Origin of the sequence: Pseudomonas botevensis (genome assembly GCF_019145475.1) — a bacterium.
Classification (GTDB): Bacteria; Pseudomonadota; Gammaproteobacteria; order Pseudomonadales; family Pseudomonadaceae; genus Aquipseudomonas; species Aquipseudomonas botevensis.
Map to the genome: position 1 here is coordinate 1 of NZ_JAHTKI010000037.1, position 19115 is coordinate 19115.

18 protein-coding genes and 1 pseudogene are annotated in these 19115 nt (G+C 62.8%); 9 read left to right on the forward strand and 10 right to left on the reverse strand.

From position 1 onward, the window contains the following. Nucleotides 1-201 (forward strand): annotated as a pseudogene (locus KVQ74_RS28140) (collagen-like protein); the annotation flags it as partial. Nucleotides 202-250: 49 nt separating this feature from the next. Here KVQ74_RS28140 and KVQ74_RS28145 read toward each other — a convergent pair. Next, the gene (locus KVQ74_RS28145; protein ID WP_217834638.1) at nucleotides 251-715 is read right to left on the reverse strand and encodes a CopD family protein; all 465 of its coding nucleotides are present in this window, start codon (nucleotides 713-715) and stop codon (nucleotides 251-253) included. A 99-nt stretch (nucleotides 716-814) separates the two neighbouring features. Between KVQ74_RS28145 and dinG the strand changes: the two genes are divergently transcribed. The 5 genes from dinG to pdxH all read left to right on the forward strand — a co-directional run bounded on the left by dinG (nucleotide 815) and on the right by pdxH (nucleotide 8740). Continuing rightward, the gene (gene dinG, locus KVQ74_RS28150) at nucleotides 815-2959 is read left to right on the forward strand and encodes an ATP-dependent DNA helicase DinG (protein WP_217834639.1); all 2145 of its coding nucleotides are present in this window, start codon (nucleotides 815-817) and stop codon (nucleotides 2957-2959) included. Nucleotides 2960-3054: 95 nt separating this feature from the next. Beyond that, complete coding sequence (locus KVQ74_RS28155; protein WP_217834640.1) at nucleotides 3055-5529, forward strand: beta-galactosidase; 2475 nt, start codon at nucleotides 3055-3057, stop codon at nucleotides 5527-5529. A gap of 158 nt (nucleotides 5530-5687) precedes the next feature. Further along, complete coding sequence (locus tag KVQ74_RS28160) at nucleotides 5688-6833, forward strand: serine hydrolase domain-containing protein (protein WP_217834641.1); 1146 nt, start codon at nucleotides 5688-5690, stop codon at nucleotides 6831-6833. Nucleotides 6834-6946: 113 nt separating this feature from the next. Then, a complete protein-coding gene (locus tag KVQ74_RS28165) occupies nucleotides 6947-8068 on the forward strand; it encodes an OmpA family protein (RefSeq protein ID WP_217834642.1) in 1122 nt (373 codons plus the stop codon). Nucleotides 8069-8092: 24 nt separating this feature from the next. Beyond that, entirely contained in the window at nucleotides 8093-8740 is a 648-nt protein-coding gene (gene pdxH / locus KVQ74_RS28170) for a pyridoxamine 5'-phosphate oxidase (RefSeq protein WP_217834643.1), read from the forward strand. Nucleotides 8741-8745: 5 nt separating this feature from the next. Here the strand turns inward: pdxH and KVQ74_RS28175 are convergent, their stop codons facing one another. Continuing rightward, entirely contained in the window at nucleotides 8746-8982 is a 237-nt protein-coding gene (locus tag KVQ74_RS28175; protein WP_217834644.1) for a hypothetical protein, read from the reverse strand. A gap of 168 nt (nucleotides 8983-9150) precedes the next feature. On the opposite strand from KVQ74_RS28175, the gene KVQ74_RS28180 reads away from it, so the two are divergent. After that, nucleotides 9151-9615, forward strand: coding sequence for an outer membrane lipoprotein (locus tag KVQ74_RS28180; protein ID WP_007969461.1), 465 nt, complete (start codon nucleotides 9151-9153; stop codon nucleotides 9613-9615). 249 nt (nucleotides 9616-9864) lie between these two features. Here the strand turns inward: KVQ74_RS28180 and nhaA are convergent, their stop codons facing one another. Beyond that, nucleotides 9865-11052, reverse strand: a complete 1188-nt coding sequence (gene nhaA, locus KVQ74_RS28185) for a Na+/H+ antiporter NhaA (RefSeq protein WP_217834645.1) — start codon at nucleotides 11050-11052, stop codon at nucleotides 9865-9867. A 239-nt stretch (nucleotides 11053-11291) separates the two neighbouring features. Between nhaA and KVQ74_RS28190 the strand changes: the two genes are divergently transcribed. Further along, nucleotides 11292-12386 carry a PLP-dependent cysteine synthase family protein gene (locus KVQ74_RS28190; RefSeq protein ID WP_217834646.1) on the forward strand — a complete coding sequence of 365 codons (1095 nt, stop codon included), beginning with the start codon at nucleotides 11292-11294 and terminating at the stop codon, nucleotides 12384-12386. 118 nt (nucleotides 12387-12504) lie between these two features. Here the strand turns inward: KVQ74_RS28190 and KVQ74_RS28195 are convergent, their stop codons facing one another. The 3 genes from KVQ74_RS28195 to KVQ74_RS28205 all read right to left on the reverse strand — a co-directional run bounded on the left by KVQ74_RS28195 (nucleotide 12505) and on the right by KVQ74_RS28205 (nucleotide 15526). Further along, nucleotides 12505-14118: an NAD(P)/FAD-dependent oxidoreductase gene (locus KVQ74_RS28195; protein ID WP_217834647.1), complete on the reverse strand. Its 1614-nt coding sequence runs from the start codon at nucleotides 14116-14118 to the stop codon at nucleotides 12505-12507. A gap of 95 nt (nucleotides 14119-14213) precedes the next feature. After that, on the reverse strand, nucleotides 14214-14867 hold the full coding sequence (locus KVQ74_RS28200; protein WP_217834648.1) for a COG3650 family protein: 654 nt from the start codon (nucleotides 14865-14867) through the stop codon (nucleotides 14214-14216). Nucleotides 14868-14926: 59 nt separating this feature from the next. Beyond that, nucleotides 14927-15526 (reverse strand): short chain dehydrogenase, encoded by a 600-nt coding sequence (locus tag KVQ74_RS28205; RefSeq protein WP_217834649.1) that lies wholly within the window; start codon nucleotides 15524-15526, stop codon nucleotides 14927-14929. A gap of 104 nt (nucleotides 15527-15630) precedes the next feature. Here KVQ74_RS28205 and KVQ74_RS28210 point away from each other — a divergent pair, with 104 nt between their 5' ends. Next, complete coding sequence (locus KVQ74_RS28210) at nucleotides 15631-16545, forward strand: LysR family transcriptional regulator (protein ID WP_217834650.1); 915 nt, start codon at nucleotides 15631-15633, stop codon at nucleotides 16543-16545. 12 nt (nucleotides 16546-16557) lie between these two features. On the opposite strand, the gene KVQ74_RS28215 is transcribed toward KVQ74_RS28210, so the two are convergent. The 4 genes from KVQ74_RS28215 to KVQ74_RS28230 are packed head-to-tail and all read right to left on the reverse strand — an operon-like array spanning nucleotide 16558 to nucleotide 18998. Beyond that, the gene (locus KVQ74_RS28215; RefSeq protein WP_217834651.1) at nucleotides 16558-17028 is read right to left on the reverse strand and encodes a DoxX family protein; all 471 of its coding nucleotides are present in this window, start codon (nucleotides 17026-17028) and stop codon (nucleotides 16558-16560) included. After that, nucleotides 17025-17783, reverse strand: coding sequence for an HvfC/BufC N-terminal domain-containing protein (locus tag KVQ74_RS28220; RefSeq protein ID WP_217834652.1), 759 nt, complete (start codon nucleotides 17781-17783; stop codon nucleotides 17025-17027). Before KVQ74_RS28220 ends, KVQ74_RS28215 begins: the two co-directional genes overlap by 4 nt. Continuing rightward, entirely contained in the window at nucleotides 17780-18667 is an 888-nt protein-coding gene (gene bufB / locus KVQ74_RS28225) for an MNIO family bufferin maturase (RefSeq protein ID WP_217834653.1), read from the reverse strand. Before bufB ends, KVQ74_RS28220 begins: the two co-directional genes overlap by 4 nt. Before the next feature lie 25 nt (nucleotides 18668-18692). Beyond that, the gene (locus KVQ74_RS28230) at nucleotides 18693-18998 is read right to left on the reverse strand and encodes a BufA1 family periplasmic bufferin-type metallophore (protein WP_007959157.1); all 306 of its coding nucleotides are present in this window, start codon (nucleotides 18996-18998) and stop codon (nucleotides 18693-18695) included. Nucleotides 18999-19115 lie beyond the last annotated feature (117 nt).

Here is a 19115-nt window from a genome sequence, read left to right on the forward strand (position 1 = left end):
TTTCCGGCCGAGCTGATCAAGGTCGAAGTGGCCGGCGGTGCCGGTGGCGCGGCAGGGCCTGGCGGTAAACCGGGGGCGGGAGGGAAGGCCAAGGGCTGCCTGGTGTATCAGGCCGATGGCGGCAAGAATGGCAAGGCGGGAGCTGATGGCCAGCCTGGGCCTGCGGGGGCCGCAGGGTCCGTTACGGTGCAGCGTCTTTAAAAGCTGCCTGGATCAAAAGCCCCTCATCAGGGTGAGGGGCTTTTGACTTTCAGAAGCCTGGCCGAGCCGCCGCAATCGCCACCAGCACCACGCCGACCAGCAAGTTGAACCCCACGACCTTGCGGATCCGCCCCAGCACCGCCGCACCTGCCGGCCAGTCCTTCGCCTCCACCGCCGTGCGCAGTTCAGGCAGCATCAGCGCCTGAATACGGATGAACAGCGCCGTCATCACCACGTACAACCCCATCATCACCTGCACATACCTGGGCGCGGTCTCGAAACCGATGTGTTGCAGATGCAACATGCCAATCCCCGTCACCGGCAGCAGAATCACCGCGCCCCAGACCCAGCGGAAAAAACCTTGAAACACTTCCACCCACAATGTCAGCCGTCCGGGGCCGTCGAGTGCCTTAACAGCGGCCGGGCGCAGCACCATCCAGGCGAAAAACATGCCGCCGACCCAGACCAGGGCGGCCAGCACATGCAGGGGATAAACAAGGCTAAAAGGTGTCATTCGGGTACTCCGTTCTGCGCGGGACTGATTAGCGGGGTATGATAGCCGCCGATCCGAACCACTGAAAATTTATCCAGCGTTTTTTGCGCCCGACAATCCATGATCAGCACCGAACTCAAAACCACGATCCAGGGCGCCTACTCGCGTTTTCTGGAGGCCAAGAGCCTCAAGCCGCGTTACGGCCAGCGCCTGATGATCGCCGAAGTCGCGAAAGTCCTCGGGGATATCGACACCGACGACGAAGGCCGGCGCAGTGGCGACCCGGCGATTGTCGCGGTGGAAGCCGGCACCGGTACGGGCAAGACCGTGGCCTACAGCATGGCGGCGATTCCGACCGCGAAGGCGGCGGGCAAACGGCTGGTGATCGCCACCGCGACCGTGGCCCTGCAAGAGCAGATCGTCCACAAGGACCTGCCCGACCTGATGCGCAACAGCGGGCTGAGTTTCAGCTTCGCCCTGGCCAAGGGCCGTGGCCGCTACATGTGCCTGTCCAAGCTCGACATGCTGTTGCAGGAAGGCCACGCGCAAACCGCCACCGCCCAGCTGTTCGAAGAAGAAGGCTTCAAGATCGAGGTCGATGAGGCCAGTCAGAAGCTGTTCACCAGCATGATCGAGAAGCTCGCCGGCAATAAATGGGACGGCGACCGCGACAGTTGGCCCACCGCCCTGGAAGACGCCGACTGGGCGCGTCTGACCACCGATCACAGCCAATGCACCAACCGCCATTGCCCGAACTTCGGCCAGTGCGCCTTCTATAAGGCCCGCGAGGGCATGGGCAAGGTTGACGTGATCGTCACCAACCACGACATGGTCCTGGCTGACCTGGCACTGGGCGGCGGTGCGGTGCTGCCCGACCCGCGCGACACGATCTACGTGTTCGACGAAGGTCACCACCTGCCGGACAAGGCCATCGGCCATTTCGCCCATTACACGCGCCTGCGCTCCACCGCCGACTGGCTGGAAACCACCGCCAAGAACCTCACCAAGCTGCTGGCGCAGCACCCGCTGCCGGGGGATCTGGGCAAGCTGATCGAGCAGGTGCCGGAGCTGGCGCGGGAGATCAAGACCCAGCAGCAGTTCATGTTCAGTGCCTGCGAACAGGTCGCCGATTTCAAGCCCGGCGAAGACGTCGAAGGTCGCGAGCGTCCGCGTCACCGTTTCGTCGGCGGGGTGATTCCCGAGCACATGCGCGAGATGGGCGTCGAGCTGAAAAAAGGCTTCGCCCGTCTCACCGACCTGTTCACCCGCCTGACCGACCTGCTCAAGGAAGGCATGGACGGCGAGGTCAACATCGGCATCGCCAGCAATCAGGCCGAGGAGTGGTATCCGCTGTTCGGCAGCCTGCTGTCGCGTTCGTCCGGCAACTGGGAGCTGTGGACCGCATTCACCGTTGAAGATCCGGAAGACAACCCGCCGATGGCCCGCTGGCTGACCCTGGCCGAAAGCGGTTCGCTGTTCGACATCGAGGTCAACGCCAGCCCGATTCTGGCGGCGGAAACCCTGCGGCGCAGTCTGTGGAACGTGGCCTACGGCTGTCTGGTGACTTCGGCGACCCTGACCGCGCTCGGTACGTTCGACCGTTTCCGCATGCGCGCCGGGCTGCCGAAAAAAGCCGTCACCGCCGTGGTGCCAAGCCCGTTCCATCATGCCGATGCCGGCGTGTTGCGGGTCCCGGATCTGAAAGCCGACCCACGGGACGCCGCCGCTCATACCGCCGCGATCATCCGCGATCTGCCGGAACTGGTCGAAGGCTCCCGTGGCTCGCTGGTGCTGTTCTCATCGCGCAAACAGATGCAGGACGTGTTCGACGGCCTCGACCGCGACTGGCGCAAGCAGGTGTTCATTCAAGGCAACCTGTCGAAACAGGAAACCCTGAACAAGCACAAGGCGCGGGTCGATGGCGGCGATTCCAGCGTGCTGTTCGGCCTCGCCAGTTTTGCCGAAGGGGTGGACTTGCCGGGGGCTTACTGCGAACACGTCGTGATTGCCAAGATTCCGTTCTCGGTGCCCGACGATCCGGTCGAGGCCGCGCTGTCGGAGTGGATCGAGGCCCGGGGCGGCAATCCGTTCATGGAAATCTCGGTGCCCGACGCTTCGCTCAAACTGGTCCAGGCCTGTGGCCGTCTGCTGCGAACCGAAGAGGATCGCGGCACCATCACCTTGCTCGACCGGCGTCTGGTCACCCAGCGCTATGGCAAGGCGATCCTCAATGCGTTGCCGCCTTTCCGCCGTGAAATATCCTGAGACATCGGTGGGCAGTTTTGCCCGCCGCGTTGTCTATCTCTCTGCCATCGCTTTTTCACTGGCCATTGTTGGTCGCTAGGGAGAACTCCGTTCTTATGATTCGCCGTTCGTTGCCTGCCGTTTTTGCCTTGATCTTCGCCGCCCCGTTGCTGGCGGCGCCTGCCGGTCAGCAGACACTGTTCAACTTTGTCCGCCCCGCCGACGTGGTGAAGGTCGCGACCGAGAACGCCGACCTGCCGCAAGCCAACGCCGAGCAAACCCCCGAAGGCGAAGTGCTGCGCCGGGTGACCTTCAACCCGGTGGAACGCCCGACCCTGCGCCTGACCCCGCAGACCGGCGCCTGGGACTGGTCGCAATCGGGAATGATGAGCCTGCGCATCCAGAGTGCGATGAACTGGGCGGTCACGCTTTATGTACAAATCCAGAGCAACGACGGCAAGACCCTGGTCAGCCGCGTCGACCTGCCGGCCGGTCCGGCGCAGACCTTGCTGGTGCCGCTGGTCGCGACCGCGCCCCTGAGTCAGGGCATGAAGGCCGGGCCACCGATGCCGATGACCGTCGACGGCCAGCGTATTTTGCTGGCCAGCAGCAGCGGTGAACTGGATCGCAGCCAGGTGGTTTCCGTGAGCCTGTCGATGGATCAGCCGAAGGCCGCGCAAAGCCTGCTGCTGGAGCGCTTTGGCGTGCAGGATGGCGATGAGGTGGTCAAGGCTGTCTACGGTAATCTGGTGGATGCCTACGGCCAGTCGACCCGCGCCAGGTGGCCAGAGAAAGTCGCCAACGACGAACAGCTGAAATCCGCCGCCGCCAAGGAACAGCAACAACTGAAAACCTGGCTGGCCGAGCGTGAAAAGTCCTCGCTGGACAAGTTTGGCGGCTGGAGCAAAGGCCCGGCGTTCAAGGCCAGCGGCTTCTTCCGCACGGAAAAGCGCGACGGTCGCTGGTATCTGGTCACGCCGCTGGGGCATCCGTTCTACTCCCTTGGCGTGAACACCGTCAGCCCGGAGGTCAACCAGACCTACGTGTCCGGCCGCGAATGGATGTTCGAATCCCTGCCCAAGCCGCAGGAACCGCTGGCCAGCCATTTCGGCGAAGGCGACAACCGTGGCGGCAATGGCGCCGATCAGGGCCGTGGCTACAGCGCCGGGCGCTGGTACGACTTCTACGGTGCCAACCTGCAACGCCTCTACGGCGAGCCGTGCAGACCGGACAGCGACAACAAGGCCGGCGTAGCCGAAGCGGCCAAGGCTGGCGCAGCGGAAGAAACCGCTGCCAACGCCGCAGAACCACTCGCGAAACCTGAGCAAGCCAAGGCGGGTGTCGCCGAAGCTGCGAAGACCGAATCGACCGAGCCGCCGCCGGCGGCAACACCATGCAAGGCCACGGTCGACGCGCAGCGCTGGGCCAGCCACACCCTAGATCGCCTGCAAGCCTGGGGTTTCAACACCGTCGGCAACTGGAGCGCACCGGCACTCGGCGACGCCGAGCGGGTGCCGTACACCTTGCCGCTGTCGATCGTCGGCGATTACACCAGCATCAGCACCGGTAATGACTGGTGGGGCGGCATGCCCGATCCGTTCGATCCGCGTTTCGCCATGGCTACCGAGCGCGCGGTGGCCATCGCCGCCCGCGATCACCGCGACGATCCATGGCTGATCGGTTATTTCGCCGACAATGAACTGGCCTGGGCCGGCCCCGGCGACGATCCGAAATCCCGCTACGCGCTGGCCTACGGCACTTTGAAAATGACCACCGATGTGCCGGCCAAACGTGCGTTCCTCAAGCAACTGCGCGACAAGTACCGCAACCAGGCCGGTCTGTCGAAAGCCTGGGGCATTGATCTGCAAGCGTGGGAATTGATGGAAGACCCGGGCTTCGAGCCACCGCTGCCGAACCCGGAACATCCGGAAATCGAGGCCGACTTCAAATATTTCCAGAAGGTCTTTGCCGACACCTACTTCAAGACCATTTCCGATTCGCTCAAATGGCACGCGCCGAACCAGTTGCTGCTCGGCGGTCGTTTCGCCATCAGCACCCCGGAGGCCGTGAACTCCTGCGCGCAGTATTGCGACGTGCTGAGTTTCAATATGTACACCCTCAAGCCGCAGGACGGTTATGACTTCGCCGCGCTGCGGGCGCTGGACAAACCGGTGCTGATCACCGAGTTCAACTTCGGCTCGGCGGATCGTGGCCCGTTCTGGGGCGGCGTGACGCAACTGGCGAAAGAAGAAGATCGCGGCCCGGCCTACGCCAACTTCCTCAAGCAGGCGCTGAGCGAGCCGTCGATCGTCGGCGTGCACTGGTTCCAGTATCTGGATCAGCCAGTGACCGGACGCCTGCTCGATGGCGAGAACGGCCACTTCGGCCTGGTCGGGGTGACTGACCTGCCGTTCCAGGGCTTTGTCGAAACGGTGCGCAAGAGCAACCTGGCGACCCTCGATCAGTTGGGCAAGGAAACGGAGAAAGCAGCGACCGAGGCGGGGCATGAAGCGGAAGGCGGCCGCAAGGGCGAGGCCGGCAAGGGGCCTGGCGCCGGGCATGCCGGGGGGCACTCCGGGAACGGTCACTGATCTCGTCTCTGAGGGGGAGGGCTTGCTCGCGAAGGCGCCATTCGCGCCATCGCGGCAATCCGCCGTGACACAACCGCCCGGCCCGCAACAGTTCCCAAAACCCTCAAGGGCTGGAACAATGCGCGCCACTTTAAAGGCGTTTTCGCGGGGAGTTGCGGGTGCAGATTCAGGGACATTACGAGCTTCAGTTCGAACCGGTGCGTGAAGCCTTCGCCGCGCTGTTCGACGATCCCCAGGAACGCGGCGCAGCCCTGTGCATCCGGGTCGGCGGGGAAACGGTCCTCGACCTCTGGTCCGGCACCGCCGACAAGGACGGCGCCGAGGCCTGGCACAGCGACACCATCGCCAACCTGTTCTCCTGCACCAAAACCTTCACGGCGGTCACCGCGCTGCAACTGGTGGCCGAAGGCAAGCTGCAACTCGATGCGCCGGTCGCCCGCTACTGGCCGGAGTTCGCCGCCGCCGGCAAGGAATCCGTCACCCTGCGCCAATTGCTCTGCCATCAGGCCGGTCTGCCGGCCCTGCGCGAGCTGCTGGCCCCCGAAGCCCTGTATGACTGGCAAACCATGGTCGACGCTCTCGCCGCCGAAGCCCCGTGGTGGACGCCGGGCTCCGGTCACGGGTATGCCGCCATCACTTACGGCTGGCTGATCGGTGAATTGCTGCGGCGTGCCGACGGGCGCGGGCCGGGCGAATCGATTGTGGCGCGGGTCGCCAAGCCGCTGGGCCTGGATTTCCATGTCGGCCTCGCCGACGAAGAGTTCTACCGCGTGGCGCACATCGCCCGGGGCAAGGGCAACACCGGCGACGCCGCTGCTCAACGCCTGTTGCAAGTGACCATGCGCGAGCCGACGGCCATGACCACCCGGGCCTTCACCAATCCGCCGTCGGTGCTGACCAGCACCAACAAGCCCGAGTGGCGGCGCATGCAGCAACCGGCGGCCAACGGCCACGGCAATGCCCGCAGCCTGGCCGGGTTCTACGCCGGTCTGCTCGACGGCAGCCTGCTCGAAAGCGAAATGCTCGACGAACTGACCCGCGAACACAGCCTCGGCGAGGACAAGACCTTGCTGACCCGCACGCGTTTCGGCCTCGGCTGCATGCTCGACCAGCCTGACGTGCCGAATGCCACCTACGGCCTTGGCCCACGGGCGTTCGGTCATCCGGGGGCGGGCGGCTCGATCGGCTTTGCCGACCCCGAACACGATGTCGCCTTCGGTTTTGTGACAAACACCCTGGGGCCGTACGTCTTGATGGATCCGCGCGCGCAGAACCTTGCGCGCGTGCTTGCCACTTGTCTGTAAAGCGTCATCCGAGGTTCCAGGGCCGGAACCTCACCCTGTTTTTTGATTCAAAGCGTCTGTTTATCCGGGCGAAAGTCCTCTGATTGTTCATTACTTCATTTTGTGGGTTTCCAATGTCATCCAAACAAACTCTCGCCCTGGCCCTGTGTTTTGCGATTACCGGTTGTGCACAGACTCCGAAGAACGACGCGGACGGCGGTAGCTGGTGGCCGTTCGGCTCTTCCGACAAAGTCGCGGCCAAGGAACCTGCTCCTGCTCCCGCGCCTGCACCGTTGAAGCCTGCCGTCACCGCGCCAGTGGCCAAGACCGAAAGCAGCAGCCATTGGTACTGGCCGTTCGGCTCTGATGACTCGGCTGTCAAGGCCGACGTGAAGCCAGAAGTAAAACCTGAAGCCAAACCGGTGGCCGTCGCCAAGACCGACGCCGACAAGGGTGGCAAATGGTGGTGGCCGTTCGGTGGCAAGGATCAGGACACCGCCAAAGTCGTGCCGATGCCTGACCCGAAAGTCACTCAGGCCTGGCTCGATGACTACGAACCGCGCCTGCGTGAAGCGATCAAGGGCAGCAACCTGCAATTCGAACGTCGTGAAGACGTGCTGGTCGTGATCGCTCCGGTTGAGGGCTCGTTCAACCCGGATCGTCCGGCGATGCTGCTGCCGGTCACCCTCGGCCCGTTCACCCGCGTGGCGAAAATCCTCGAAGCCGACCCGAAGACTGCCGTGCTGGTTCTCGGTCACAGCGACACCACCGGCGCCGCTCCAGCCAACACCAAGCTGAGCCAGGAGCGTGCCCAGGCCGTCGCGGCGATTTTCCGTCTCAGTGGCTTGCAGCGTGATCGTCTGATGTTGCGTGGCATGGGTTCCGAAGCGCCGCGTGCGGCCAATGACAGTGTTGAGGGCCGCGCCCTGAACCGCCGCGTCGAGCTGCTGGTGACGCCGCAGAACACCATGGTTGCGCTGCTGAGCAAGTACAACATGCCGGCGCCGAAACCGGTGACCATGGTCGCTGCCCAGGACGTCAAGCCAGTCGCCAAGCCGGTGACTCCGGCCCCGGCCGCGAAGAAAGCCGCCGTCCCGGCAAGCAAGAAAGCTCCGGCGAAGAAAGCCGCCGCCAAGGCTCCGGCGAAAAAGACCCCGGCCAAGGCCCCGGCGAAAACGCCAGTGAAGAAAACCGCACCGGCCAAAGCCGCCGCGACCGACAAGAACGTCGCCGCTGCCGATCCTGCGAAAAAGTGATCCGCTAACGAAAAGGAATGCGCCATGACCCAGGCTCTGGCAGATATGCGTCGTGATTACACCCGTGATGGCCTGACCGAGGCGCAAGCCCCGGCCGAGCCATTCGCGCTGTTCCACCAGTGGTTCGCCGACGCGGTGAAAACCGAACAGGCACCGGTGGAAGCCAATGCCATGACCCTGGCCACGGTCGATGCGGACGGGCGTCCGCATTGCCGCATTCTGCTGCTCAAGGGCCTGGACGAGCAGGGCTTCACCTTCTTCACCAACTACGACAGTGCCAAGGGCCAGCATCTGGCGGCGAACCCGTTTGCCGCGATGACGTTCTTCTGGCCGACCCTGGAGCGTCAGGTGCGTATCGAAGGACGAGTGGTGAAGGTCACGCCAGCCGAGTCCGACGCTTACTATCAGGTGCGCCCGTTGGGCAGTCGCCTCGGCGCCTGGGCCTCACCGCAGAGCCGGGTGATCAATGGAAGGGGGGAGCTGGAAGATTTGCTGAAGGCCACCGAACAGCGTTTCAGCGACACCCAGCCTGACTGCCCGCAACACTGGGGTGGTTATCGCCTGCTTCCAGAGCGCATCGAGTTCTGGCAGGGCCGTCCGAGCCGTCTGCATGATCGCCTCAACTACCGTGCGCAGGGCGCCGACTGGATTCTTGAACGTCTGGCACCCTGAGCAGTCTACCGACCGGGATACTCCGCCGCAGCGGCCTCCAGCCATTGCGGCAGATCCCGGCGCTTGATCTTCTGCGCCTGAGCGTGCGCCAGCCGTTCGAGCATGAAGGCGCGTTTGCCTTCATCCTTGCCGGCCAGCGACAATGCCAGATCGCGATCCATCCAGCGTCTGGTCCGCACATACAGCCACCAGTGGAAGTACAGACCGGCGGCGGTGGTGACCACAATGATGAAGTAATCCATGGAAATCCTTGGGGTTACGACGCAAGTTTTCGAATTTGGCGCTACTGTTGGTGAGTTCGCGAGGGCGCCTGTACCGGGCCTGAATGAAAGCAAATTTGTCCGGGCGGCGTCGTGACAGGCGTCAAGCAGCGGAGTTTAATGAAAATCTGTTCCTTTGGAGTTGATGCTATGCGTAAGTCTGTTCTGCTGGTTGCTTCCTTTTCCACGATGGCGATGTTGCTCACCGGCTGCCAATCGAGCCTGACCGGCGACTCCTATTCCCGTGACGAAGCACGTCGCGTGCAGACGATTCGCATGGGCACCATCGAATCCCTGCGTCCGGTGAAAATCGAAGGCACCAAGACCCCGATCGGCGGGGCCGCCGGTGCAGTGGTCGGCGGTGTTGGCGGCAGCGCCATCGGCGGCGGCAAAGGCAGCATCGTGGCAGCGGTCATCGGCGCCGTGGCCGGCGGCCTGATCGGTTCGGCCACTGAAGAAGGCCTGACCCGCACCCAGGGCGTGGAAATCACCGTTCGCGAAGACGACGGCAGCATGCGCGCCTACGTGCAGCAAGTGCAGGAAAACGAAGTGTTCCGCGTGGGTGAGCGCGTGCGTATCTCCACCGTCGGCGGGACCAGCCGCGTTTCGCACTAAGCGGGATGTAGAGTAAAGAAAAACCCCGATCAGGTGACTGGTCGGGGTTTTTTAGGGCCTGCGTTTATTTGCAAGTGTTTAATTAGCATTGCAACTCAATTGAAAAAGAAAGGCCGGTTCAGCAATGGTTTTTCCCACCCTTTCGTTAACATCGACAGCCCCTCGGAAGGGGCTGCACGACGTTAACGAAGCAGGAAAATCGTGACTGTAGGACGCGTCTCTAATGACGTGAAAATTGTTCGCTGTGTATCAGGACGGCAGGGTGTTGTTCCTGCGACTCGCCGCCGCCGTCACCGCATAACCAATCAATGCCGCGAAAACCGATCCGGTGAGGATCCCCATGCGGTCCATGCCCGCGTACTCGCTGGCGCCGGGCACGAAGGCCAGTGAGCCGACAAACAGACTCATGGTGAAACCGATCCCGCACAGGATCGCGACACCCAGCACCTGGCCCCAGTTGGCGCCCTGAGGCAGAGCGGCGAGGCCGATCTTCACGCTGAGCCAGGTCAGGCCGAACACGCCGACGGTCTTGCCCAGCAGCAGGCCGACGGCGATGCCCATCGGTACGTGATGGGTGAAGCTTTCGGCGGTGACGCCGGTCAGCGACAGGCCGGCGTTGGCGAAGGCGAAGAGCGGCAGGATGCCGTAGGCGACCCATGGATGCAGCGCGTGTTCGAGGCTCAGCAGCGGCGAAGGCTCGGCGTTCTTCGTGCGCAGCGGGATGCAGAACGCCAAGGTCACACCGGCCAACGTCGCGTGGACACCACTCTTGAGCACGCAGACCCAGAGGATCAGGCCGACGATCATGTACGGCCCGAGCTTGACCACGCCGAGGCGGTTCATCGCCACCAGCGCCGCGATGCACGCTGCCGCAATTCCCAGCGACAGGGTCGAGAGTTCGCCGGAATAGAAGATCGCGATGATCACGATGGCGCCGAGGTCGTCGATGATCGCCAGGGTCATCAGGAACAGCTTCAGCGACACCGGTACACGTTTGCCCAGCAGGGCCAGCACGCCGAGGGCGAAGGCAATGTCGGTGGCGGTCGGGATCGCCCAGCCATCGAGGGCCGCCGGGTTGTCGCGGTTGAGGAACCAGTAGATCAGCGCCGGGACCAGCATGCCGCCGATGGCTGCCGCGCCGGGGAGGACGATCTGCGAAGGTTTCGACAGTTGGCCGTCGAGCACTTCACGTTTCACTTCCAGGCCGATCAGCAGGAAGAACAGCGCCATCAGGCCGTCGTTGATCCACAGCAGCAGGGGTTTGGCGATTTTCAATGCGCCGATCTGCGCCACCACGGGGGTGTCGAGCAGGCCGCTGTAGAGCCACGACAGCGGCGAGTTGTTGATGATTAAAGCCAGGATGGCTGCGGCGATCAGTAACAGACCGCTGGCAGCTTCCAACTGAAAGAAACGCGTGAAAGTGCTACGCAGAGGCAAGGTCGCTCTCCATCGGTAAAGTCAAAAGGTGGGACACCCTAACCCGTACCGTTAGTTGTTAAAACAAAAGTTATATTCTTTTTTGTTATATGTCGTTACAGGGCGCCGGGTCGATGTGCAGCAGAGCCTAGCAGTTGCCCAGGGTATTGAAGGTCAGCTGTATCTGTCGGTGTTGTGGGTTTTTTCCTAAGCTTGTGGGTCGAAGGCGCCTCCTGCCCGATTCAAAGAGAACAACAGCCATGAGCGACAACCGACAGTGGGCTCGCGAAGCCATCCGGATCATCGAAGCCGACTTTCAGCGCAGCGCCGACACTCACCTGATCCCTTTGCCGCTGCCGGGTTTTCCGGGCATCGAGTTGTACTTCAAGGATGAGTCCAGCCATCCCACCGGCAGTCTCAAGCATCGGCTGGCGCGCTCGCTGTTCCTCTACGCGCTGTGTAATGGCTGGCTCAAGCCCGGTGCGCCGGTGATCGAAGCGTCCAGCGGTTCGACGGCGATTTCCGAGGCGTATTTCGCCCGAATGCTTGGCCTGCCGTTCATTGCGGTGATGCCGGCGACCACTTCGAAGGAAAAAATCGCCCAGATCGCGTTTTACGGCGGACAGAGTCATCTGGTGGACGATCCGACGCAGATCTACGCCGAATCCGAGCGTCTGGCCCGCGAGCATGACGGCCATTTCATCGACCAGTTCACCTACGCCGAGCGCGCCACCGACTGGCGCGCGAACAACAACATCGCCGAATCGATCTTCCAGCAGATGCGCTACGAGCGGCATCCCGAACCGAGCTGGCTGATCTCCAGCCCCGGCACTGGCGGCACCACTGCCACGCTCGGCCGCTATGTGCGTTATCGCCAGCACTGCACCCGCGTGTTGTGCGCCGACGCCGAGCGTTCGGTGTTCTTCGACTACTACCAGACCGGCGACGCCAGCCTGCGCCTGAGCCACGGTTCGCGGATCGAAGGGATCGGCCGGCCACGGGTCGAAGCCTCGTTCCTGCCCAAGGTGATCGACGCGATGGTCAAGGTGCCGGACGCCTTGTCACTGGCGGCCATGCACTATCTGGCGCAGCGTCTGGGCCGGCATGTGGGCGGGTCGAGCGGGACCAACCTGATCGGCGCCTTGATGGCCGCGCAGCAGATGAAAGCGGCGGGAACGTCTGGGTCGATCGTGGCGATCTTGTGCGATGGCGGCGAGCGCTATGCCGACACCTATTACGATCAGGCGTGGCTCAAGGCGCAGGGCTATGAGCTGGATGGATTGATCGCGACGGTAGCGGCGACGGCAGAGCGAGGGGAGGCGTTGCCGACTTCGGTGCTGCGCGCGAATATCTGAAGAACACCTCAAAACCAATGTGGGAGCGAGCTTGCTCGCGAATGCGGTTTCACTTTCAACATGTGTGTTGATTGATCCACCGCTTTCGCAGCAAGCTCGCTCCCACAGGTTTTTTAGATCAGGCTTCCAGGCCGAGGATGTCGCGAGCCACGGCTTCGGCGATGCGAATCCCGTCAACGCCTGCCGACAGAATCCCGCCCGCATAACCCGCGCCTTCACCGGCCGGGAACAGACCTTTGACGTTCATGCTTTGCAGCGTCTCGTCGCGGGTGATGCGCAGCGGCGACGAGGTGCGGGTCTCGATCCCGGTCAGCACCGCGTCGTGCAGCGAGTAGCCGCGAATCTGCTTCTCGAACGCCGGCAAGGCTTCACGGATCGCTTCGATGGCGAAATCCGGCAAGGCCAGCGCCAGGTCGCCCAGCGCCACGCCCGGTTTGTACGACGGCTCGACTTCGCCCAGTTCGGTCGAAGGCGTGCCGGCGATGAAGTCGCCGACCAATTGTGCCGGGGCCTTGTAGTCGCTGCCGCCGAGGATGAATGCGTGGGATTCCAGGCGTTCCTGCAACTCGATCCCCGCCAGCGGGCCGCCCGGATAATCGACTTCCGGGGTGATGCCGACGACGATGCCGGAGTTGGCATTGCGTTCGTTACGCGAGTATTGGCTCATGCCGTTGGTCACCACGCGGTTCGGCTCGGAAGTCGCCGCGACCACGGTGCCGCCCGGGCACATGCAGAAGCTGTAGACCGAGCGACCGTTTTTGGCGTGGTGCACCAGTTTGTAATCGGCGGCGCCGAGTTTCGGGTGGCCGGCATACTTGCCCAGTCGCGCGCGGTCAATCAGCGATTGCGGGTGCTCGATGCGGAAACCCACCGAAAACGGTTTGGCTTCCATGAATACGCCACGGCTGTGCAGCATGCGGAAGGTGTCGCGGGCGCTGTGGCCGAGGGCCAGAACCACGTGCTTCGAACGCAGGGTTTCGCCGCTGGCCAGCTCGACGCCGACCAGTTGGCCGTCTTCGATCAGCACGTCGGTAACGCGTTCCTGGAAGCGCACTTCACCACCCAGCTCGCGGATCTGTTCGCGCATGTTCTCGACCATCCCGGTCAGGCGGAACGTACCGATGTGCGGTTTGCTGACGTAGAGGATTTCCTCCGGGGCGCCAGCCTTGACGAACTCGTGCAGGACTTTGCGCCCGAGGAACTTCGGGTCCTTGATCTGGCTGTAGAGTTTGCCGTCGGAGAATGTCCCCGCGCCGCCTTCGCCGAACTGCACGTTGGACTCGGGGTTGAGCACGCTTTTGCGCCACAGGCCCCAGGTGTCCTTGGTGCGCTGGCGCACTTCGGTGCCGCGCTCGAGGATGATCGGCTTGAAGCCCATCTGCGCCAGCAGCAGGCCGGCGAAGATCCCGCACGGGCCGAAGCCGACCACGATCGGGCGTTCGCTCAGGTCGTTCGGCGCCTGGCCGACGAACTTGTAGCTGACATCCGGCGCCACATTGACGTTACGGTCGTCGGCGAACTTGCCCAATACCTTGGCCTCGTCGCGCACGCTGAGGTCGATGGTGTAGATGAAGCACAGTTCGGAGGACTTTTTGCGCGCATCGTAGCTGCGCTTGAACAAGGTGAAATCGAGCAGGTCATCGCTGGCGATCCCCAGGCGCTGCACGATGGCGGCGCGCAGGTCTTCGTCGGGATGGTCGATCGGCAGCTTGAGTTCGGTAATTCGTAACATGACAGGATCCGGTTCGCGGGGCGCACAACTGCGCCAGGGCGTTTGAAGGCGGCGATTATAAGCCGCAACGGCCGGATCCCGTGAGGCTAAAACGATCAGTCGTTGCGTGATCCGCCGAAATACCCGCAGCCGCGCTGCACCTTGCCGTCGATCCGCAACTCGGCGCTCATGTGCTGGACGCTGCCGGTGCTGCTGTCGACGCAACGTTGCGGCGCCACCCACAACTCGATGCGCTGGTTGTTGGCTTCGCTGCTGAGGTTGAAACGGCCATCGCCCAGTTGCTCTTCGACGTAGGGCACGGCCAGTGGTGGCTGGCCTTCGCGGTCAATGACCATGCCCTTGCCGCTGACCTTGACGTTCCATTCCGGGCCGTGGCCGGCGGCGCGCAGGATCAGCAACTTGAAGTTCGGATCATCGCAGGCGGTGCCGGAGCGTTCGACGCGGTATAGCTGGCTCAGGTCGAGGCGGTCGCCGGCGACCTTGCCGCGCACGTCGGCGAACAGTTTGCCCTGCTCATCGGCGAGGGTCGCCGCTTCTTGCAGGATGCTGGTGCCGCCGATGTCGTTGACCACCAGCTGGCGCGGGTCCTGGCATGGCTGGAACACCAGTTTGCCATCGGCGGCGGTCAGTTGCCCCTGCATCCGCGTCTGGCCGGCGTGAGAAGCGCTTTCACGCTGGCCATCGAACAACTGGCATGCGGCAAACAGCGGCAGCAGGGCAACAACGATCAACGAACGGGCAACACGCATCTTTGGCTCTCCAGACAGGTGCCGCCACGTTACGCAGCCTGACCGTTCATCACAAGGGTTTAGCCCACGTGAAAGGTCTGACCTGTCTGCAAGCCTTCGACACTTTTGGCGTAGGCCAATGCCACATCGGCTGCAGGAACCGGCTTGTAACCCCGGAAATACGGGGCGTAACTACCCATGGCTTCCACCAGCACGGTCGGGCTGATCGAGTTCACCCGCAGACCACGCGGCAGCTCGATGGCGGCAGCGCGAACAAAGCTGTCGAGGGCGCCGTTGACCAGTGCCGCCGAAGCGCCGCTGCGAATCGGGTCGTGGCTCAGCACGCCGGTGGTGAGGGTGAACGATGCGCCGTCGTTGGCGAATTCGCGGCCGATCAGCAGCAGATTGACCTGGCCCATCAGTTTGTCTTTCAGACCCAGCGCGAAGCTGTCTTCGGTCATTTCGCCCAGCGGTGCGAAGGTCACGTTGCCGGCGGCGCAGACCAGGGCGTCGAACTTGCCGGTCTGCTCGAACAGTTTGCGAATCGACGCGCTGTCGCTGATGTCCACCTGGAAGTCGCCGCTGTTGCGGCCGATGCGGATGACGTCATGACGTTGCGACAGTTCTTTGTCCACGGCCGAACCGATGGTGCCGCCAGCGCCTATCAACAGAATTTTCATCGTGCTGTGCCTCGAGTGATTGAACGAGGTTTCAGTCTAGAGTGGTTTTTTCTGCGGATAAGCGCACTAATGGGCAACCTTTGGTTTTCAAATGGAAACAATCCATGAGCGAGATGGATGATCTGGCGGCGTTCGCCGTGTTGATCGATGCCGGCAGTTTTACCCTGGCGGCGCAGCAACTGGGCTGCAGCAAAGGTCAGTTGTCCAAGCGCATCAGTCAGTTGGAGGCGCGGTTTTGCGTGGTGTTGCTGCAACGCACGACGCGCCGTTTGAGCCTGACGGCGGCGGGCGCGGCTTTGTTACCTCAGGCCCAGGCGCTTGTCGTTCAGGTGGAACGGGCGCGTCAGGCATTGGCGCGGCTGAAGGACGACATGGCCGGCCCGGTGCGTATGACGGTTCCGGTGTCGCTGGGAGAAACGTTCTTCGACGGCCTGTTGCTGGAGTTCTCGCAGAAATACCCGCAAGTGCAGATCGAGCTGGAGCTGAACAACAGTTTCCGCGATCTGTCCCGGGACAGTTTCGACCTCGCCATCCGTACCGAGGTGGCCAATGACGAAAGGCTGGTCGCCAGGCCGTTGCTGGCCTGGCAGGAAATGACCTGCGCCAGTCCTGCCTACCTTGAGCGTTTCGGTGAACCGCTGACACCCCAGGCACTGGCTGAGCATCGCTGCCTGCTCAACAGCCATTACAGCGACCGCGAGGAATGGCTGTATCACCAGCAGCACGAACTGTTGCGGGTGCCCGTATCGGGGCCGTTCGCCAGCAACCATTACAACCTGTTGAAGAAAGCCGCACTGGCCGGTGCCGGCATCGCCCGTCTGCCTTCCTACCTGTTGCAGACCGAATTGGCCGATGGGCGATTACGCTGGCTCCTGCGCGATTTTCAGACCCGGCGCATGCCGATGTACCTCGTGCATCCGTATCAGGGTGGCTTGCCGAAACGTACCCAGGTGCTGGCGGACTATCTGATTGGCTGGTTCAAGCGCAGCGGCGAGGCGCTGGATCGACTGTCGCGATAACCCGGCAAACCGTCACCGGGATCGGGCGATCAGGTGATCGATCGACAATTTGCCCGGTCCGGTCGCCATCAGGTACAGCAACACCGCCGCCCAGGTGCCATGGGTCGGGTAGGCGTCGGGATAGACAAACAGTTGAATGGTCAGGGTCATGCCCAGCAGCGCCAGCGCCGAGAAGCGCGTGGCAAAGCCGATCAGGATCAGGATCGGGAAGAAGTGCTCGGCGAACGCCGCCAGATGAGCAGCAATGTCCGGTGACAGCAGCGGGACGTGGTATTCGCTCTTGAACAGTGGGATCGTCGAGTCGGCCAGGCGTGGCCAGCCGAATTCGAAGGGGCCGTCGATCAGGTCGATGGCCAGTCCTTCGACCTTGGTTTGCCCGGACTTCCAGAACACGGCGGCAATCGAGAAACGGGCAATGAAGGCGATCAGGCTGTGGGGAATCTTTTCCAGCAGCATGATGGCGCGAGTGATGGGGTTGTTCATGGCGATACCTTGTTGTTCAGGCAGGTGATTGCGTTGTGGGTGATGAGCAGGGCGAGGGTCGCGCTGAGATCGAATTCCGGACTGTTTTCCACGGCGCCCAGCAGTGACTGGCCGTTACGCAGATGGCGAATGAACAGGCTGGCGCCGTGATCGAGGGCGAACACCTCGACCTCCAGACCATTGCGCAGTACCAGGGCATGTTGGCCTTGATCGACTTCAACACCCGCAAGCGTTGCGTCGTGTTGATGCGCTGCCCAGATCGCAACCACCGCATGGCGTGAGTCGAGCAGGTGCAGGGAGGGATGAAGCTCCAGGCGCAACTCGCCCAGGGTCTGCGGATCGGCCAGTGCGGCGCTGATCCGTTCCGGCCGCACCGGGTTGGCATCGGCGGCGTGATAGGCGAGAACGCGCAAACGTTCGAGGCGCGCCACATCGGCCAGGTACGGCACGCTCGATGCGGGTTCAAAACCATCAATGAAATCCGCCAACGCTTCACCGTAGCGGCTCGTCAATGGGTTGTCGGGCGGCTGCTGCTGGATGAACAGGGTAGCCATCGCGCGGAAAAATTCCGTCCCCACCAATTGCTCGACCACCGGGTAAGTGTCCGCCAGTGCGTTGATCAATGAGCTTTGTACATTGTTGCGATACACCGCAAATCGGCTGGCCGGGTCGGCACCGTTGGCGCTGTACAGTCCTTCGGGGCAGGGGCGCTCGGTATCGAGCAGCGCGGCGGTGAACGCGGCTTGCGTGCTCATGACCGGCCTCCCGCGCGCCGCAGAAGCACATCGGCTTGCCGGGCCTCGGCCAGCAGGACGTTGAAGGCCGGCACGTTATTGTCGCGTTCGATCAGCGTCGCCATCGGGCCGATGTATTCCAGCACCTTTTGGTACAAGGCCCACACGGCTTGATCGATGGGCGCGCCGTGGTCGTCGATCAGCAACCGGTCGCCGAGGCTGTCGGAATCTTCGGCGAATCCGGCCAGATGAATCTCGCCGACCGCGTGCAACGGCAGGCTGTCGAGATAGGCCAGTGGATCGCGCTGATGGTTGATGCAGGAGACGTAGACATTGTTGATGTCCAGCAACAATCCGCAGCCGCTGCGCCGGATCACTTCGGCGATGAACTCGGGTTCATCCAGTGTCGAGCGCTGGAACGCCAGATAGGTCGCCGGGTTTTCCAGCAGCATCGGGCGCCTGAGGCGGTTCTGCACCTGATCGATATGTTCGCAGACGCGGTTCAGCGTCGACGCGTCGTAGGCCAGGGGCAGCAGATCATTGAGGAACACCGGACCGTGGGTCGACCAGGCCAGGTGTTCGGAAAAGGAGTGGGGTTGATAGCGTTCGATCAGCGCGGCGAGGCGTTTGAGATGCTGTGTATCCAGTGGCCCTTCGGCCCCGATGGAGAGCCCGACGCCGTGCAGCGACAGCGGATATTGCTGACGGATCAAGCTCAGGAAATGATGAAACGGGCCGCCGTCCACCATGTAGTTTTCGGCGTGGACTTCGAAGAAGCCGATGTCCGGTCGGGCGCCGAGCACTTGCTGGAAGTGCCCGGTCTTGAGCCCGAGCCCCGCACGGGGCGGGAGCCCGGCGTGGGCAGCCTGAGTGCGTGGCGCGGAATGGTCATTGGAGGTGATCATGATCGTCACTCAGGCTGCTGACGGATCAGGACTTGGCTTTGAAGGCTTCGAGCTGACCGAAACCGGTCGGCGAAGTCTTGCTTTCGGTGGTGGCGCAGGTGCCTTTCGGAACGAGTTTCCAGGCGTTGGCCTGATGATCCATCTTGGCGGTGCCGGCACAGGTCGTGCCCGCGCCTGCTGCGCAATCGTTCTTGCCTTTCATGGCGACGCCGAAGCATTTTTCCATGTTGTCGTCAGCGGCATGGGCGGTCGAGACGGCGGCGATGCTCAGGGCAGAACCGAGGGCCAGAACCAGGGCGGTGGCGGACAGGGTACGGGTGGTCGCAGTCATGATGTTTCTCCGATTTGAGCTTGGGTTGAACAAGCGATTGCGCTTGCTTGCCCCACTAGAGAAACGACACGGCGATGCGTTACAGGCCATGCAGAAAAAATTCAGAAAAGTTTTCAA

Bases quoted from the DNA above. Each gene is read 5' to 3' on its own strand.
- KVQ74_RS28200 (WP_217834648.1), bottom strand. From the start codon at position 14,867: ATGCGTGTTGCCCGTTCGTTGATCGTTGTTGCCCTGCTGCCGCTGTTT.
- KVQ74_RS28215 (WP_217834651.1), bottom strand. From the start codon at position 17,028: ATGAACAACCCCATCACTCGCGCCATCATGCTGCTGGAAAAGATTCCC.
- KVQ74_RS28155 (WP_217834640.1), top strand. From the start codon at position 3,055: ATGATTCGCCGTTCGTTGCCTGCCGTTTTTGCCTTGATCTTCGCCGCC.
- dinG (WP_217834639.1), top strand. From the start codon at position 815: ATGATCAGCACCGAACTCAAAACCACGATCCAGGGCGCCTACTCGCGT.
- pdxH (WP_217834643.1), top strand. From the start codon at position 8,093: ATGACCCAGGCTCTGGCAGATATGCGTCGTGATTACACCCGTGATGGC.
- KVQ74_RS28195 (WP_217834647.1), bottom strand. From the start codon at position 14,118: ATGTTACGAATTACCGAACTCAAGCTGCCGATCGACCATCCCGACGAA.
- KVQ74_RS28165 (WP_217834642.1), top strand. From the start codon at position 6,947: ATGTCATCCAAACAAACTCTCGCCCTGGCCCTGTGTTTTGCGATTACC.
- KVQ74_RS28190 (WP_217834646.1), top strand. From the start codon at position 11,292: ATGAGCGACAACCGACAGTGGGCTCGCGAAGCCATCCGGATCATCGAA.
- KVQ74_RS28180 (WP_007969461.1), top strand. From the start codon at position 9,151: ATGCGTAAGTCTGTTCTGCTGGTTGCTTCCTTTTCCACGATGGCGATG.
- bufB (WP_217834653.1), bottom strand. From the start codon at position 18,667: ATGATCACCTCCAATGACCATTCCGCGCCACGCACTCAGGCTGCCCAC.
- KVQ74_RS28230 (WP_007959157.1), bottom strand. From the start codon at position 18,998: ATGACTGCGACCACCCGTACCCTGTCCGCCACCGCCCTGGTTCTGGCC.
- KVQ74_RS28175 (WP_217834644.1), bottom strand. From the start codon at position 8,982: ATGGATTACTTCATCATTGTGGTCACCACCGCCGCCGGTCTGTACTTC.
- KVQ74_RS28205 (WP_217834649.1), bottom strand. From the start codon at position 15,526: ATGAAAATTCTGTTGATAGGCGCTGGCGGCACCATCGGTTCGGCCGTG.
- KVQ74_RS28220 (WP_217834652.1), bottom strand. From the start codon at position 17,783: ATGAGCACGCAAGCCGCGTTCACCGCCGCGCTGCTCGATACCGAGCGC.
- KVQ74_RS28210 (WP_217834650.1), top strand. From the start codon at position 15,631: ATGAGCGAGATGGATGATCTGGCGGCGTTCGCCGTGTTGATCGATGCC.
- KVQ74_RS28145 (WP_217834638.1), bottom strand. From the start codon at position 715: ATGACACCTTTTAGCCTTGTTTATCCCCTGCATGTGCTGGCCGCCCTG.